General features: G+C 67.9%; 2 protein-coding genes and 1 pseudogene. 1 reads left to right on the forward strand and 2 read right to left on the reverse strand.

The window, feature by feature from the left end:
• Positions 1 to 65 precede the first annotated feature (65 nt).
• Positions 66 to 542: a manganese-binding transcriptional regulator MntR gene (mntR, locus tag AC1VAN_RS18005; RefSeq protein ID WP_025878571.1), complete on the forward strand. Its 477-nt coding sequence runs from the start codon at positions 66 to 68 to the stop codon at positions 540 to 542.
• Between the two features lie 24 nt (positions 543 to 566).
• Here mntR and AC1VAN_RS18010 read toward each other — a convergent pair.
• Positions 567 to 1007: pseudogene (locus AC1VAN_RS18010) on the reverse strand (thioredoxin-like domain-containing protein); the annotation flags it as partial.
• On the reverse strand, positions 997 to 3051 hold a 2055-nt coding region (locus tag AC1VAN_RS18015; protein WP_480986358.1), incomplete at its 5' end, for a TonB-dependent receptor plug domain-containing protein. The pseudogene AC1VAN_RS18010 and the gene AC1VAN_RS18015, both read right to left, overlap by 11 nt.

Here is a 3051-nt window from a genome sequence, read left to right on the forward strand (position 1 = left end):
TTACTGCGTCACTGGTCCAGAATTCAGGTTCGCACCCGGATGACAACTGCAGGACAGGCACACGCGTGGGCAAGACGGACGATTCGACATCGCTGAAAAGCACCCCCTTGATCGAGGCCGAGCGCCAGGTCGAGAGCTTCCGGCAAGTGCGCGAAGCACACCGGATGGAGCTGGTGGAGGATTATGTCGAGCTGATCTCCGACCTGCTGGCCGACGGCGGCGAGGCCCGCCAGGTCGACATCGCCACCCGCCTCGGTGTGGCCCAGCCGACCGTGGCGAAGATGCTGCGCCGGCTGGCCCGCGATGGCTGGGTGGTGCAGCGCCCGTACCGCGGCGTGTTCCTGACCCCGGAGGGCGAGGCGCTGGCCCATGCCAGCCGCCAACGCCACCAGACCGTGGAGCGCTTCCTGCTGGCGCTGGGCGTGGACCCGGATACCGCGCGACGTGATGCCGAGGGCATCGAGCACCACGTCAGCGAACAGACACTGGCGCTGTTCGACGCATTCGTGCGCAAGGCCGAGGGCGGTTCCGCCGAACGGTAGCGCCGGGCCATGCCCGGCGGACGCCCAACCATTGGCCAGCACCGTGCCCTGCGCATCGATCAGCACCAGGTTGGGCGGGGCCGGGCCCGCCAATGCCTGCAGCGCTGGCATGCGCTGCGCACGACGCGGGTCCAGCACCGGCCACGGCATCTGCTGCAGGTGCATGTAGCGCCGCAACGCCGCCTCGCTTTCATCCAGGCTGACATACACCACTTCGGTATCGGCGCCGGCCTCGCGCAGCGCGTCGCGCACGCCGCGCAGGGTCGGCACGAAAGCGTGGCAGGGCGCGCACCAGTCGGCGCCGAAGTACAGCGCGATCAGCGTTGGCGGTGGCGACCACTGCATCGGGCGCAGGGCACGTGGCTCGGGCCGCATCAGCGAGGCGGAGACCTGCGCATGCAGGTCGGCAGCCACTGCCGGCCATGCCAGTGCCAGCAACAGCGCGGGCAGCCAGCTAGAACGCATAGCGCAGGTTGACGTACCACGAGCGGGCGAAGCGAGGACCGTACACGTAATCGCTGTCGCGCAGCGCGCCGCTTTCCAGATCCTTCTGCCGCTGGTCGAACACGTTCTTGACCCCCGCCGCCACCGACACTTCCTGCTGTGCCTGCGCACCCAGATGGCGATGCCAGCGCGCGCCCAGGTCGGTGACCAGGAAGGCGCGGGTGCGATGCAGCTCGCCCAGCCGGTTGTTGAGCACCGGCATCGATCCGGTGTGGCGCAGCGCCAGGAACGTCTCCCAGGGCTCGGCCGGCATCCAGCTGAGTTGGGCCAGGCCGGTCCAGCGCGGGGTTTTCAGATAGTCGCGGCTGTCGATGACGGTGACGCCGCCGTCGGCGGTGTCGTCGAAGATGCGCTGCGGCTCGCGGAACTGCGAGCGGTACCACGATGCGCCGGCAGTCAGCCGCCACTGCGGGGAGGGCTGCCAGCCGAGGTTGGTTTCCACGCCCAGCACGTTCGAGCCGGAGGCGTTGTAGCGCAGCTGCGTCAGCTGGCCATCATCGCCGCGCTGGATCTCGCCCAGCGCGAAGGTATCGCGGATGCGTGCGTAGGACGCGGTGGCATCCCAGCTCCATACCGGGTCGGCCGGGTCGGAGCGCCAGTCGAACCCGAACAGGGTGGTCAGCGCGCGCTCCTCCTTCAGGCCACGGGTGTTGCGCACGCGCACCTGCTCGCCGCCGAGGGTATCGACGTGGACATCCTCGACGAAGATTTCCGGCGCACGGAAGCCGGTGGCGATGCCCGCTCGCCATTTCAGCCGTGGCGTGGCCTGCCAGGCCAGGGCGATACGCGGTGAGAACACGGCGCTGTCCAGTTCCGAACTCTTGTCCACGCGCGCGCCCAGCACCAGGTCGACGTCCTCGCGTACGCTCCATTCGTCCTGCACGAACGCGCCGAGGTTGTGGAAGGTTGCATCCTCGAGCACGGCCAGGCGCTGGCCGGCACCATCGCGATTGTCGTCACGCAGGCCCTCATGCTTGTACTGAACGCCGAACGCCAGCGTGTGTGCACCCAGCCGCCAGTTCAACTGGCTGTCGATGTAGTGCAGCGGGTTGTGGGTGCGACCGTACTGGCGCCATGAGCGTGATGCGGCGCTGCCCGGTACGTTCGGGTCCAGTTGCGAAGGATCGTAGCCGGGTGCGGACGGATCGGTGACCACGTCGCCGAGTCCGCCATAGAAGCTGTCGCGGTCGATGTCGGCGAAGGCATACGCCAGGCGGAAGTCGACGTCGCCGCTTACCTCCTGGTCCCATGACAGGCTGCCGCGGCGGTAGTTCGTGTCCAGCGATTCGGCGATGTTGGCCAGGTGTTCGGGCTGGTCCAGGCGGTTGCCACCGCGACGGCTCTCATCGGTCACCTGCAGGTCCAACCGCAGGCGCGTGCCCGGAGTGGGCGCATACCAGGCCTGCAGGCCACCGACCTTGAGGTTCTTGCGGGTGATCTCGGTATAGCCGTCGCCGTTGTAGTCGATGCCGCTGTTCCAGTTGCGCTGGGCGATCACCGACAGTCCCGCGTCGGCTTCGCTGGCGACCAGATCCAGGCGCACGTCGGCGTTCTTCTGCGGCGTGCCCTTCAGAACATCCACGCCCGCCTGCACATGGCCGCCGCTGCGTGCCGGCAGCGGCGGAACCAGATTGATGACACCGGCTACGGCGCCCGGCCCGTACAGCGACGAACCACCGCCCTTGACCACTTCGATGCGGTCGACGAAGCCGGCGGGAATCTGTTCCAGCCCATACACACTGCCCAGCGTGGACAACAGTGGAATGCCATCGAACAGCAGCTGGTTGTAGGCACCGGGAAGGCCCAGCAGCTGCACTTCGCTGGTGTTGCAGTTCTGGCAGTTGCTCTCCACCCGCAGGCCGTTGATCAGCTCGACCGCGCGGGAGAAGTCGGTGGCCGCGCGCAGGGCGATGTCCTCCTTGCGCAGTACCTCGGTGCGGATCGGCACGTCCGACAGCAGGCGTTCGCTGCGGGTGGCCGTGCTGACTTTCACCTGCACGCGGTC

This window comes from Stenotrophomonas sp. 05L44_2 (genome assembly GCF_056665995.1).